A 13,034-nucleotide genomic window follows, 5' to 3' on the forward strand; every position below is an offset into this window, starting at 1 on the left:
AATAAGGAGGTGAATTGTCAATGGCTAAGGATGTGTTATGCGAAGTGAATTCATGCAAGTTCTGGGCAGCAGGAAATCACTGCGGCGCCTCATCTATTTATGTTGTTAGCAATCGCGGCAAGCAAGCCAGCAACTCCGAAGAAACAGATTGCAAAACCTTTGAAGCAAAGATCTAACGAAGGGCTTTATCAATAGAAAGCAGCGCAAGCGCTATGTGCGAGTGAACTTCCTGTGACGAAGTCAGTTGCCGCTTGAGCCTTGCGCTGCTGCTATTGCTTTTTTATTTGGCAACGGGTACCGCATCCATATACTCCTCAAGCGTCTCGCCGCTCTCAGCGATCTTAGCTGCTGTATCCTTGCCTACGTAACGGATATGCCATGGCTCGTATTGATAACCCGTAATCTCTTCCTTGCCCTCCGGGTAGCGGATGATAAATCCGTATTCATGGGCATGCTTCTTAAGCCAAGCCGCTTCCTTCGTATCCGCAAAGCAATCAGCCGCGGCACATTTGCCGTCGCTGCCGGAAACATCGATGGCAAGGCCCGTCTCATGCTCGCTTGTGCCAGGAAATGCGCTGTACGTTCTTGCCTTCTCTAGGCCGTCTCTCTTCACGTAACGCTCAAACAACGTTTTTTGCGTGCTGTGCGAGCGGTAAGCAGATACGCCTGCCAGCTGGATGCTGTCATTCTCGGCAGCTTTAAACATATTCTCCAGCGCCGTCGCCGCTTCTTGCCGCATTTTGCGCTTTTCTATCTTCTCTGAAAATATAAACCGAACGTCTGGAAACACTAAGTCCGAAGGGTTATATTCCTCTGGCAGCTTGTGCTGTTTATTCACGAGCACAGCTATTTCTGCAGGTTGTGCGATGACCGCCATTCCATCCTCGGTCTGCTCATCTTGTCCGCCACCAGACTCTCCGCTCGGTTTATCCGTCGCCTGGCCATTGCCTCCAGTTCCCGCATTTCCATCTGCCGGTGTCTCAGTCTTGCCCGGCGCACCGCCATTTGGATCCGCTGCTCCGGCATCTCCCGACACTTCCCCGCCGCTTTCAACCGAACCATCGCCAGCCGCCTGCTTAGTCGGTATCGTTGCCGAATCGCCCGTCTTTAGAAAAGAGTAACCAATGACCATAGCCGCGCATACCATAACGAACAACAGCAGCCTTCCTCTTCTTTTTTTCATCATTTGCCTCCAGCATATATTTTACATATATTTCATGTAATTATACTCGTATTCATGCTTTGTCCACTAGCAACTAACTAATAGACTACTAAAATGGCGGTAATGTTTCAATCTAATAGCATGGTAATCATGTAACGTAATAGAAATAGAACAAAAACATGTATGTACTGCTAATTAGACAATTATAAGACTGGGCATGGAGGAGCCTTTTGCCTTTTGACATTCGACTATAATTAGGAGCATAATGGGATAAGAATTTACAGAACGCATATATATTATTATGAGCGGGCTGGCTGCCTCGGAGAGACGGCCTGTTTTTGCTGTGAAAGGTAGGCGGTTATATGACATTTTTAACTCCAAAACGACTGCTAAGCACTCGTCCCATCCTGTTTTTCTCGTTTATCATGCTGCTTAAGAGCTACCTGGCTTGGATGGTGATTTTCGAGGATGGGTTTTCCTGGACTACGATTTTAAAAGAAATTCCGTTTGTGCTTATCGTTTACTGTCTCATTGAATATTTTGCATCCAAACGCAAGCTTATCTACTATTTGATTGCGAACCTATTAATGACCCTTATTCTATTCGCCGTCATCATGTACTATAAGTATTACGGCGTTATCGTGACTTATCTCGCGCTAGAACAGGTGAATCAGGTAACAGCGGTCAAAAACAGCGTATTCTCGCTAATGGATCCATACTACCTGCTTATCTTTATCGACATTATTATCATGGCAGTATTGCTGTTTCGCCGCAAGAAGGCCGTCAATTGGAAGAAAGCAAGCTCCCGCAAAGAGAGCAAACGCCTGGTCGTTGCGCTGTTTACCATTTCGATCGCGCTTTGCTTATTCAACATTTTGCCAAACCGCGCCAGCATGAATGAGATTGTCAAAGCGGAGCAAATGGGTATTCTCAACTACGAGGCTTATATGATTTTCTCGAACAAAGATATTGATTTCGTTGATCCAAACCATATTACTCAAACTAAAATCGATAGCGTCAAAAAAATCGAGAAGCCGGCGGCTCCGTTTTTATGGAAGACAGCGGCTGGCAAAAACGTCATTATCATTCAAATGGAGTCGTTCCAAAACTTCCTCGTCAACCTTAAAATCGACGGGAAAGAGATTACGCCGAACATCAACAAGCTCGTGAATGAAAACTACTATTTCAAACATTTCTACCAGCAGGTCGGCCAAGGCAATACATCCGATGCTGAATTTGTCGTCAATACGTCGTTCTACATTCCGCCTCGCGGCGCGGCAACGATGATCTACGCGGACAAAGAGCTTCCAAGCTTGCCGAAGCTGCTTAAAGCGAATGGCTATGATACGACCACGTTCCATACGAACGTCGTTGAGTTCTGGAACCGGGGCGAGCTTTACAAGGCGCTTGGTTTCGACCGTTATTATGATCAGAAGTTTTTTGGCAATGAAGATACGGTGTTCTTCGGCGCCTCCGATGAGCAGCTCTACAAGAAAACAGCAGCTGAGATGGAACGCATGAGCCAAAACGGCAAGCCGTTCTACTCGCACGTCATCTCGATGACATCGCATCACCCGTTTACGATACCTGCGGACAAATACAAAATGACGCTCCCAGAGCGTTATGAGAACACCTTCGTAGGCGATTATATCCGTGCTCAAAACTATGCCGACTTCGCGCTTGGCAAGTTCATTGCCGATTTGAAGGAACGCGGCATTTGGGATAACAGCTTGATTTTGCTCTATGGCGACCATCTCGGCCTTCCGATTTACTCGCTGGACCGTGACGACAAAGCGCTTATGGCTGAAATTTACGGCCATGAATACAGCTACACCGATATGATCAATATCCCGCTTGTTGTTGCATCAACAGGCTTAACCGAAGGAAAAGTATTCGATCAGCTTGGCGGTCAGGTGGACGTTTTGCCAACGATTGCGAACATGCTCGGCATTTCCTTGGATGATCATATCCACTTCGGGCAAGATTTGTTCAATCAGTCCTATAACGTGCTTCCACAGCGTTATTATCTCCCAACAGGCTCATTCTTAAGCAGCAAAGAGCTGTTCATGTCGGGAAGCGGCTACGAGGATGGCAAGCATTACTCGCTCGCGGGTGATGGCATCAAGGAGCAGGAAGCAACAGAGGATGAGTACCAGCGTGCACTCGAGCTGCTCAACCTCTCCGACAGCTACGTAAGCCAATTGCCTAGCTGGAAGAAAAACTAAAGAACACACAAAAGGCTCACTTTGAAGCGCGATAAGCTGCTTCAAGGTGAGCCTTTTTTTTTCGTTCAAAATAGTTTAGATGCTTTTTACAGCCTCAAGCACTTCCTTGACATGCCCGTCTACGCTGACGCTGCGCCATTCCTTCGCAAGCTTGCCCTGCTCGTCCAGCAGGAAGGTTGAGCGCTCGATACCCATGAACTCCTCGCCGTTCCAGCTCCGCAGCTTCCAAACGCCAAACAGCTCGGACACCGTATGCTCCGTATCCGACAGCAGCAAAAACGGCAGCTCATGCTTGCTCACGAATTCCTCATGGGATGCCAGATCATCCGGGCTGATGCCGATAACCGCAGCGTTATTTGTACCAAACTCACCGTTAAAGTCGCGGAAGTCGCAGGATTCGGTCGTGCAGCCAGGCGTCATATCCCTTGGATAAAAATAAATAACGAGCTTCTTGCCCGCATAATCCGCCAGCTCTACATCTTTGCCGTTTGATGCGTGCAGCTTGAAATTTGGAACGATGTCACCCGTTTTCAATTGCTCTCCCATTGCACATGCTCCTCTAATTTATATTTTCAATCGTCAAGCCATGCTCATTGCTGCTGAAAGACAGCTCGCCCGCCTCGCGTATGTGGACTCGCACCGGGAAGCTCTCAGCCGTTTTGTTCGTGAAATGCCATCTTCTTCCCGTCGATACGACCAATAACAAGCCGTTATCGTCACCGATCGGATTAAAGCTTTCATTGGTCGTTTTATAAGACATCAGGCCAAGCTTCGCCAAATGCTCTACCGCAGCCGGAATATCGGCAGTTGGAACGCCAATCTCGCTAATGCAAATGATATCCTGTTTCGGGTCGAACGGCCGCTCTACGCTATTGTCCATCGTATGGCGAGCGATCAGCTCCAAAATATTACCCGCGGGGTCCTCAAAATAAACAGAATGCGAGTTCCATGATTCGCTGTATGACACATCCTCGCCTGCCTCCGTACCTATCGGAACCCTCGCCTCGATCCAAGCTTTCGCTTCCGGCAGCTTGTTCTCCGGGATCGTAAAAGCGAAGTGATAGTAATGCTCCCCATCAGCTTCATCGCTTGTCTCCTGAAAGGTTAGCTCGCTCCAGCCAGCCTGTACCGTGAAGCTGCCTTGTTCGGAGCGAATAACCGGAAATCCAAGAATGTCGCTGTAGAAAGGCTGAAGGCTTGCCGAGTTTGCGGTTACTAGCGCTAGCTTTTCAATAATCATTTTACACCTCGTTATGTTCATAATACAAAGTGGTTTGCGTTACAAATGCTTTGGCCTCTTCTTTATCCTCATATAATCCATATGCCAGCATGAGTTTGGTCAGTGCTGCTTCAACAGACAGCTTCTCAATGACGATTGCCCCCGCTTCAATAAGCCGCAGTGATGATGAATAAAGCGCATCCGATCGGTTTCTTATCGGACATATGTAGACATCGATGCCTTGCTCCTTGCAGCGTTCGATAAACTGCACAAGCGAATGCGGGCCTTCCTCGATCGCGCTCGCCGTGCCGGAATGATGCAGATCATGGAGCACTGCCTTCGGCTGATTCGACGAGAAATCATAATAAGAATAATTCAAGCCGGGATAAGGCCTAATATAGACGATGCCATGCTCAAGGCGCAGCGCCTTTGGCTCCCAGTTATATGATGCTGCCTGTGCAAGGCGCAGCGATTCAGGCTTCGGGTTGCGCTCATGCTCAAGCCAGTTGAACACTCGGCCTGCCATCGCCCCGTAAGGGATGCCGTAAGGACTTCCAAATTGATCGGTAAAAGATATCGCCTGCGTAATTCTCGTTCCGAGATAAACAAGCGGCACCCCTTTGTCATCCTCATACACGACAAACACGCCAGGAAGCTGCGCATCCGCGATAAAATCAATGGCATTCGCAAAGTTGCGGCGGCCGTTGCTGCGCTCATCCGCAAGCGGGTAATTGCTTGCGGTCAGCACGATTGGAATATTCGAATCGGCAAACAAATAACTGATCAAAGCAGCGCTATACGCCAGCGTATCCGAGCCATGCGTAATAACTAAGCCTTCATATTGCGATAGATCCATGCCCCGAATCGCTTCAGCCAGCGTAATCCAATCATCCGTCGTCATATTCTCGCTCAGCAGATTAAGCGGCTGCATCGCATGCAGCGCTACATCGTCTCTCTTCTCAGAGCTGTTGCTGTATACATCAATAAGCATATAAGAGCCTGATTGATTTACATCAATGCCCTCTCCTTGTTTTAAACTTCCGATCGTTCCTCCTGTAAATACGACTAACAATTGCTTCACTACTGTTCCTCCTTGCTATATAGCTGTCGCTACATCTGCGATAATCATTTCATGATTGCTATTATCGTATATGCGGCGCTGCATCAGGTCAAGACGTCAAGCCGTTCTTAACAGGTTACCCCTCGGCGCCCGCTTCATACGAAACCCGCGAAGCGCCTCATGCACATACGCATAGACAAGAGGAGGATGCTTCAAGGCTAATCCATCGCCTTGCCGCATCCTCCTCATCCTTATTTGCCCGCTGCATCTCTTTGCCTCAGCCAGAAGTCGTCGAACTGCTTCAGCAGCGTCTTAGCCGATATGCTTTCCTGCAAAAATTGGCGTCCTGCTTTCGCGCACATTTGATAATATTCGCTGTATCTCGTATATTGGCTTGGCCTTTTGACGCCCCGGAAACGAATGGGGTTGTTCTCCATCAGCATATACGGCGCATACGGTCCGGTCGAATACTTCTCCACATCGTAGTCGTCATTATATATCGATACGACTCCTGTTGAATCTGTGAAGGCACGATTATTGTCCTGCGACGACAGGTAAGAAATGAATGCCCACGCCTCATCCTTATGGCCGGATTGCTTCGCAATGCCCCAGCCGGCCGCACCAACATTATAATGCGAAACGTCCTGCGGGCCCGTAGGCAAAGGCGCTGTAGCCCATTCGCCTTCCTTCAGCTTCTCTTGAATGGTGGCGATGACGTCAGAATCCTGAATAAGCATCGCGGCCTTGCCATCCACAAACGCTTCAACCTGCTCCTTAAAGCCCCAATCTATCGATGTCGGATGCGCAGTCTCTACATAAATCTTGCGGTACAGCTCAAGCGCCTCGGCCGCACGCTCGCCAGTAAAGATCGTTGATCCGTCCGTATTGAACATGGAATCGTTGGCGTCGACCTTGTCGCCGTTATAATCCTGTATGATGCTCGACAGCATGCTCGCTGCGCCTAAGCCGCCTCGAAAGGCAAAGCCGTATTGCTGGATTTCCGGTTTCGTCAGCTGCTTGCCGACAAAAAAGAGCTGTTCCCACGTTTCCGGCACCTGAAGCGCTTTCGCATCAAACCAATCCTTGCGATAGTAAAGCTGCACCTGAAAAAGGCTGCTCGGAATAAAGTAAGTGATATTGTCGAAATCCCTAGCCATCAATCTGGCATTCTCACTAAGATGCATATAGTTGCTCCACGTAGCAATGTAATTCTCCAGGCTTGCAAGAAGATCATGGGAGGCATATTCATGCACCGTAATATCTCGAACCTCCACGATGTCGACCTGCCGCTTATTTTCCAGCATATCCAAAATTTTCTCGTCAGCCGTCTCGTAATCCGGCGAAACCAGCTCAATGCTTATGTTAGGGTTTACCGATTCGAAATGTTCGATTAATTTCCTAAGCTGCGCTGTCCGCTGCGGAGTCGTCAAGCTTTGCACGACCTTCAAAGTCACTTTATCAGGAGCGGCTGTCGGTTCCTTCTTATCTGTCCTACCACCTGTATGCATACAGCCGCTTATAAAAGAGACCATGATTATCAACGAGAGCGGGTATAATGCTTTTCCCATTAGTTTGAGTTTCATCAAATTCCCCCGATTCAAAGTAAAGGCTCTTAACGGTTCATTGCCATTACTTTATTTATCGGCTTCATGCTCCCTAAATGATAACCATTTCGTTCTATTTTTATCTAAAAAATCTTGCTTAGGCTATGAGTCTGCTATTGTGCGGAACTTAGCAAATGCCGGACCGTTTCGTCGATGAGACTATCATGCACGGTCGGATTATAATTCAAGCGATCATGATAGCCGATGAAGATGCACCTTCTCTTCTGGTCCGTTTGTCTTAAGCGCCGCCAGCTTTCCTCCAGCTGGTCGCAGTAAGCGCGGGATGCCTCTGCCGGTACGAGAAAGAGGACGCTGCTGCAGCCTAATTCAGCGATCTCATCAAGCGAGTTCGTATCCAGAAAGCCGATTTGATGCGCCGACTTCGGTGAAGCCATTTGCAAATCATCATAAAAGAAGTCCTTCATCTTGCGCCGGCGCGGGCCGAACATGCGAAAGCTGCTCTGCCCTGCATGCACGAGCAGAATGGGCTCATCGCCCAAGCTGCTTTGGAGCTGTACTCTCGCGTTTTGAACCTTCATATCATAATAGGTGAGCCACCGCTCCGCAACCGAGGATAAGCCTAGCGCCTCGCTTATATCCAATAGCCGCTCCTTCCAAGAGTAGGACTTCCATTCCAGCACCAATACCGGTGCAATAGCAGAGCATGCCGCGTGCATCTCTTCGCCCAGCGGTCCGGCAAGGATGAGCTCGGGCTCCGCCTCGCGCAGCTGCTGCAGCACTTTCTCTCGCGGTAGATTGTCGACCTTGATAAAAGATGCGCATGCCGTCATGCCGACGGCAGACAAATCTCCGGTAAAGACCGATACGAGCGTCGCCACCCTTTTTTTCGCTAGCTGAGCGTATTCCGTCGGCGCCAGCCCCATTTGCTTCTTGAACAGCCTGCTAAAGTAATACTCGTCCGGATACCCAACGGAATGGGCAATGTCAACGATCGAGGAGGTTGTGCCCGAGAGCAGGCGCATCGAAGCATCCAGCCTCAGCTTGGTCATATATTTGAGCGGGCTTAAGCCCGTATAGCTGCGAAACGCTTGGTAAAACCGGCTTGCGCTAACGCCAGAGGATCTAGCCAGCTCCTCCATGTCGAGCGGAAGATTGAACTGCTCGATCATGAACTGCTTGGTCTGCTCGACGAAGCTGATCAGTTCAGCCTCGGTCTCTCTCGGCTGCTGCACAGCTTGCAGCAGCGCGGCAGCCATTGCATAAAGCTGCGACTGCAGCTGGTAATACAACGCTGGATCGCTTAAGCCGCAGTCGCTTTGAAAATCCTGAATCCAGCTGCGCGCTTGAGGCATTCTCAGCAGCTTCAGACCCTTGCTGTCTCTGTAAGGAAGCAGCTCCGCAGCATCCTCCGCTTCCTCTGAGCGCTCGCAGTGAAAGCGGATAAGGACAACCTCCGCTTGCTGAATCCCCGCATTATGCAGCGTGCAGACGCTATGCGGCGGAATGAGAAACAGCTCCCCGCCAACCGCTTTATTTGAGATGCGCGATTCCTTCTTCACAAGCGTAACCTTTATTTTCTGCTGAAGCACAAAAGCGAAGCAGTGCTCCCGCCGATTCAGCAGCTGCAACTGCTGGCCTGCCGAAAGCTTGACTTCTTCCGTGCTATCGTACGTCATGATTCTGTAATTTGCTGAATTCGGCTGTTGCGACATGTTCGCTCACATCCTTTTTTTCATATTATTTTATAAATTGTAAATAATAATAATAATCATTGTCAATGCTGTTAGAGAGAAAAGCAGCTGTTAAATCATGCAAATGAATGAAACGAGACGCAAAGCTTAGCCACTTAACATAAGCTAGCCAGCGTCATACTCTATGATAATGACCGAGGTGACCCAAAAGATGGATCAATTGATCGATGATGAGCGCCGTGGCAGCGGCAAAAGATATTTCAGCCGCGGCGGTGTCAAATTTGCCCTTCTCACGCTGCTTGAGAGCGAGCCTATGCATGGCTATCAAATGATGAAGGCGCTGGAAGAGCAATCAGGCGGCCTCTATATCCCAAGCGCGGGCTCCATCTATCCAACGCTGCAAATGCTTGTAAGACGCGGCTTTACGGCGGTAATGGACGAGGAAGGCGGTAAAAAAGTATATCGCATTACCGATCAAGGCCGTACCGCCTTAAAACTGCTTTCTAATAAAACGAAATCTGATGCTGCTGAGAATGAACGTTACGCACCTCAGGCAGAGTCATTTCGAAACGATAAAATTCGCATGAAGCTAGGCTTGTCGCATGCATCCTATGATCTTCTTAGATTGGTGAAACAAGCCGAACAGGAAGCGTCCGCCAGCATGGAGCGCAAGGAGAGGCTGCAGCGTCTGATAAACGATCAGCATCAACAGCTTAAAGCTTTTTTAGCTTCGCGCGAGCAGGATGCGGCGGCGGCTGCACGTGAAGTTATACTTGCTTCTAAATGAACATGAAATAGACGCTGTAAGGTTATACGTGCAAGAATACAAAAAGGGATCACCTTTTAAGTCTTTGATAAGACTTAGGCGATCCCTCATTTTTTTTATATCAATTAATGCGTTGAATCCGGCGACACGCGGTGCCCCTTAAGGCTTTGGCCATCATGGACGCGATTGCCTTGCTCACCAGCCTGCTTGCGCGCCATAAACGGCCACCAGTTGGCTGGTCCGAAAGTGCGTACCATCACAGGTATAAATAACGGCAGCATCAGCAGCGCGTACATAAACAGTCCGCAAAGCACGATCGTCGCGATTTGCAAGAGCGACATAACGCCCGAAGGCAGCATCGCAGCGAACGTTCCGCCGAGAATGACCGCCGCCGACATGATGACGGTACCCATGTTTTTCATCGCTTCGAGAATAGCTTCCATTGGAGACAAATGACGGTACTCCTTGAAGCGATCCATCAAGAAGATACTGTAGTCGATGCCAAGCGCCACCAGCATGACGAAGCCGAAGAACGGCACTGCCCAGCTGATGCCCGACTGTCCGAGCAGCCTTACGAATATAACCTCAGCAATCGCCATCGAGGAATAGAACGTAACGAGAAGCGATGCGATCATATAAAGCGGCATGACGATCGAACGGAACAAAATAATGAGAATGATGGAGATACCGATCAGCATCAGAATAACGGTGCGTGAATAATCGGCTTTTGAAATGTTGCTTAAGTCATGGTTCATGCTTGTAACGCCGCCGATGGCAACTTGGGCACCGCTGTAATCCGTGCCTTGAATGGCACGATTAACGGCTGCTTCCAACCCGTCGATCTCAGCCATCGTTTCTTGCGCGTATGGGTTGCCGCTAAATACGACATCGAATTTCGCCGTTTGGCGGTCCTCCGACATATAAACGTCGAGCGCAGCCTGGAACTCCTTGTTCGCAATGGCTTCCTCAGGAATATACCAGCCAGTCATTTGCTTATTTGGCGATCCGGCAAGGCCGTTCAAGTAACCGCCTGCTGAATTCAATCCTTCCGTTACCTGCGATAAGCCGTCAACGCTTTGATCAAGCCCGTTTGTGAGCTCGCCGAGCTGATCGTTTAACGAAGCAAAGCCTGCTTGAAGCTCCTTCTGACCATCCGACAGCTCGTTAAAGCCTTGCGTTACGCTTGGCAGTTTCGAAATGATTTGCCCTTGGCCTGCCGCAGCCTGCGAGATCCCCTTCTGGAGCTCCCCCAGTCCGGCAGCCAGCTTGCCAAGACCTGACGCAAGCGCCGATTGCCCTTCCGATGCTTGCAGGAAGCCCGCATTAGCCTGCGTCATGCCTGACGATAAGCCGGAAAGCTGCTCATTCAGCTGCGACAGCTGCCCGCTTATGCCTGCTGCTCCTTGTTGAAGCTGACCAAGCGTACTAAGCGCCTGCTTGAATTTCTCGTCGTTTTGCAGCTCGGGATAACTCTCTTGCAGGCCAGTTAAGCCCTGCTCCACGCCCGATAGTCCGTCAGCCAGCTTCGCTTGCTCAGATGCGATTGCGCTGTATGCGCCCGTCAACTGACCAAGGCCGCCGCCTAGCTGCTCATAGCTGCCTAACAATTTGCGGCTTGCGCCTGCCAGCTGCTCCGCGCTTGATTGCGCCTGCTTCAGCCCTTCGCTGAGCTCTCCAGCGCCGACTGAACCATCCTTCAGCCCCTGCTGAATTTGCTTCAGCCCCGTGCCAAGCTGTACGATGCCTGCCTTAAGCTCATTCGTGCCGTCGACAAGCTGGCCTGCCCCATCAACCGCCTCGTTCAGCTTCGGCGCATTTTTGCTTAGCGCGGTGCTTGCCTCGGTCAAACCGTCTCCGATTTTGCCTAAGCCTTCACCGCTCTGGCCAAGTCCGTCCTCAAGCGTAACGACTTGATCCGATACGAGGAATTGCTCCATGACATCGCCTGTTGGGCGAGTTGCGCTGCGGACGGCTTTGACGCCTCCCGTATTCGCAAGCTCACGGCTCACTTGCTCCAACGTTGCCAGCCCCTCAGGCGTATCCATCGGCTTGTCGGCTTTGACAATGACCGTTGTCGGCAATGAATCGCCAGGCCCGAAGCTATCCGAAATCATATTAAACGCTTTGACCGAATCGTATTTGTCGCCAATCTCATCAAGCGAGTTAAAGGATATCGTCCCTTTGTAAGCCGTCAGGAACGGTACGATGATGACCGCCAAAATAATAAGCGCCCACAATGGACGTTTCAATGAAAATTTGCCGACTGTGCCCCATAGCTTGCTTGGCTTATGCTCCAAGGAGCCTTTGGCCGGCCAAAACAGCTTCGTGCCTAGCACCGCCATAAAGAACGGCACGATCGTAAACAATGCGATAAGAAGCACGGCAACCCCGACAGCAACAGCTACCGCAGAGCGGTAAAGCATAAAGGTCGAGAAGCCAATCGCTGCGAAGCCGACAAGCACCGCCAAGCCTGAAAATAATACGGTTCTGCCTGCTGTGCGGTAGGTTTGGATAATCGCTTCCGTTTTATCCCCTCCGCTGTGCGTAAGCTCTTCTTTAAAGCGGCTGATAAGCAAGATACAATAGTCCGTTCCTATCCCGAACAATACGGCAACTAGGAATATTTGCGTAAAGTTAGAGAGCGGAAAGTCAAAATATTCGACTAAGTAAGCGATAATCGATTGCGATATTAAGTAAGTGAAGCCAACTGCCACCAGCGGTACTAGCGGCGCGATAGCCGAACGGAATACGACGAATAAGATGATCAAAATAAAGCCAAGCGTTATGAACTCCGTTTTCTTAAGCCCTTCTTGGGAGCTTTGCACGACATCCTCAGAAATGATCCAATTGCCGGTGTAATAATGCTCCACCTTCACATCGGAAATCGCCTCATAAAGACCGTCGCGCAGTTCTACAAGCTCACGGTCGCCTGCTTCGACATTAACAAGCGCAAGGACTGTGCTTCCATCCTTCGATACCATCTGCTCTTCCAGCTCTTTAGTATCAAAGTGGGTCGTGACCGAAAGAACGCCGATGCCCTCTCCTTCGCTCTTCAGCTTATTAATGCCGCTCTTTACCTCGGCTAAATCAGTATCTGATAAGCCGCCCTCTTTGTGAAAAACGAGGACAGTCGCCATGCCGCTGCTTGAGCTGGCGCCGTCTTTTTCTCCGATTGCTTTTTCCAGTTCGTTTGCCATGGTCGATGAGTAGCCGTCAGGAACATTAATTTGCCCTTTCGTGCGCACAAGCTCTTCCATGCCTGGCGCGCTGAGCATCAGCCCTACTGCAGCAACGAGCCACAGCGCCAGAACCACCCATCTAAATTTCAGTACGGTTCTCATCTCTG

At 49.9% G+C, this 13,034-nt stretch carries 10 protein-coding genes; 3 read left to right on the forward strand and 7 right to left on the reverse strand.

The window, feature by feature from the left end:
* Positions 1-20: 20 nt before the first annotated feature.
* The gene (locus tag A7975_RS33320) at positions 21-176 is read left to right on the forward strand and encodes a DUF1540 domain-containing protein (protein ID WP_076266302.1); all 156 of its coding nucleotides are present in this window, start codon (positions 21-23) and stop codon (positions 174-176) included.
* 104 nt (positions 177-280) lie between these two features.
* Here the strand turns inward: A7975_RS33320 and A7975_RS25575 are convergent, their stop codons facing one another.
* Positions 281-1,183, reverse strand: a complete 903-nt coding sequence (locus tag A7975_RS25575; RefSeq protein WP_141680427.1) for a M15 family metallopeptidase — start codon at positions 1,181-1,183, stop codon at positions 281-283.
* A gap of 341 nt (positions 1,184-1,524) precedes the next feature.
* Here A7975_RS25575 and A7975_RS25580 point away from each other — a divergent pair, with 341 nt between their 5' ends.
* Positions 1,525-3,387: an LTA synthase family protein gene (locus A7975_RS25580; protein ID WP_053373673.1), complete on the forward strand. Its 1,863-nt coding sequence runs from the start codon at positions 1,525-1,527 to the stop codon at positions 3,385-3,387.
* Between the two features lie 75 nt (positions 3,388-3,462).
* On the opposite strand, the gene bcp is transcribed toward A7975_RS25580, so the two are convergent.
* From bcp to A7975_RS25605, 5 genes are all read right to left on the reverse strand, one after another.
* Positions 3,463-3,933, reverse strand: coding sequence for a thioredoxin-dependent thiol peroxidase (gene bcp, locus A7975_RS25585; protein WP_065387004.1), 471 nt, complete (start codon positions 3,931-3,933; stop codon positions 3,463-3,465).
* A 13-nt stretch (positions 3,934-3,946) separates the two neighbouring features.
* Positions 3,947-4,627: a VOC family protein gene (locus A7975_RS25590; RefSeq protein ID WP_065387005.1), complete on the reverse strand. Its 681-nt coding sequence runs from the start codon at positions 4,625-4,627 to the stop codon at positions 3,947-3,949.
* Between the two features lies 1 nt (position 4,628).
* Complete coding sequence (locus A7975_RS25595; RefSeq protein WP_065387006.1) at positions 4,629-5,687, reverse strand: asparaginase; 1,059 nt, start codon at positions 5,685-5,687, stop codon at positions 4,629-4,631.
* Between the two features lie 230 nt (positions 5,688-5,917).
* Positions 5,918-7,249 carry an ABC transporter substrate-binding protein gene (locus A7975_RS25600; RefSeq protein WP_065387007.1) on the reverse strand — a complete coding sequence of 444 codons (1,332 nt, stop codon included), beginning with the start codon at positions 7,247-7,249 and terminating at the stop codon, positions 5,918-5,920.
* A gap of 134 nt (positions 7,250-7,383) precedes the next feature.
* Positions 7,384-8,943: a helix-turn-helix domain-containing protein gene (locus A7975_RS25605; RefSeq protein ID WP_065387008.1), complete on the reverse strand. Its 1,560-nt coding sequence runs from the start codon at positions 8,941-8,943 to the stop codon at positions 7,384-7,386.
* A 190-nt stretch (positions 8,944-9,133) separates the two neighbouring features.
* On the opposite strand from A7975_RS25605, the gene A7975_RS25610 reads away from it, so the two are divergent.
* On the forward strand, positions 9,134-9,709 hold the full coding sequence (locus tag A7975_RS25610) for a PadR family transcriptional regulator (protein WP_065387009.1): 576 nt from the start codon (positions 9,134-9,136) through the stop codon (positions 9,707-9,709).
* Between the two features lie 104 nt (positions 9,710-9,813).
* Here A7975_RS25610 and A7975_RS25615 read toward each other — a convergent pair whose 3' ends face one another.
* Positions 9,814-13,029, reverse strand: coding sequence for an MMPL family transporter (locus A7975_RS25615; protein ID WP_065387010.1), 3,216 nt, complete (start codon positions 13,027-13,029; stop codon positions 9,814-9,816).
* Positions 13,030-13,034 lie beyond the last annotated feature (5 nt).

Source organism: Bacillus sp. FJAT-26390, from assembly GCF_001682865.1.
Lineage (GTDB): Bacteria > Bacillota > Bacilli > Paenibacillales > Paenibacillaceae > Pristimantibacillus.

Bases quoted from the DNA above. Each gene is read 5' to 3' on its own strand.
- A7975_RS33320 (WP_076266302.1), top strand. From the start codon at position 21: ATGGCTAAGGATGTGTTATGCGAAGTGAATTCATGCAAGTTCTGGGCA.
- A7975_RS25575 (WP_141680427.1), bottom strand. From the start codon at position 1,183: ATGAAAAAAAGAAGAGGAAGGCTGCTGTTGTTCGTTATGGTATGCGCG.
- A7975_RS25580 (WP_053373673.1), top strand. From the start codon at position 1,525: ATGACATTTTTAACTCCAAAACGACTGCTAAGCACTCGTCCCATCCTG.
- bcp (WP_065387004.1), bottom strand. From the start codon at position 3,933: ATGGGAGAGCAATTGAAAACGGGTGACATCGTTCCAAATTTCAAGCTG.
- A7975_RS25590 (WP_065387005.1), bottom strand. From the start codon at position 4,627: ATGATTATTGAAAAGCTAGCGCTAGTAACCGCAAACTCGGCAAGCCTT.
- A7975_RS25600 (WP_065387007.1), bottom strand. From the start codon at position 7,249: ATGAAACTCAAACTAATGGGAAAAGCATTATACCCGCTCTCGTTGATA.
- A7975_RS25605 (WP_065387008.1), bottom strand. From the start codon at position 8,943: ATGTCGCAACAGCCGAATTCAGCAAATTACAGAATCATGACGTACGAT.
- A7975_RS25610 (WP_065387009.1), top strand. From the start codon at position 9,134: ATGGATCAATTGATCGATGATGAGCGCCGTGGCAGCGGCAAAAGATAT.
- A7975_RS25615 (WP_065387010.1), bottom strand. From the start codon at position 13,029: ATGAGAACCGTACTGAAATTTAGATGGGTGGTTCTGGCGCTGTGGCTC.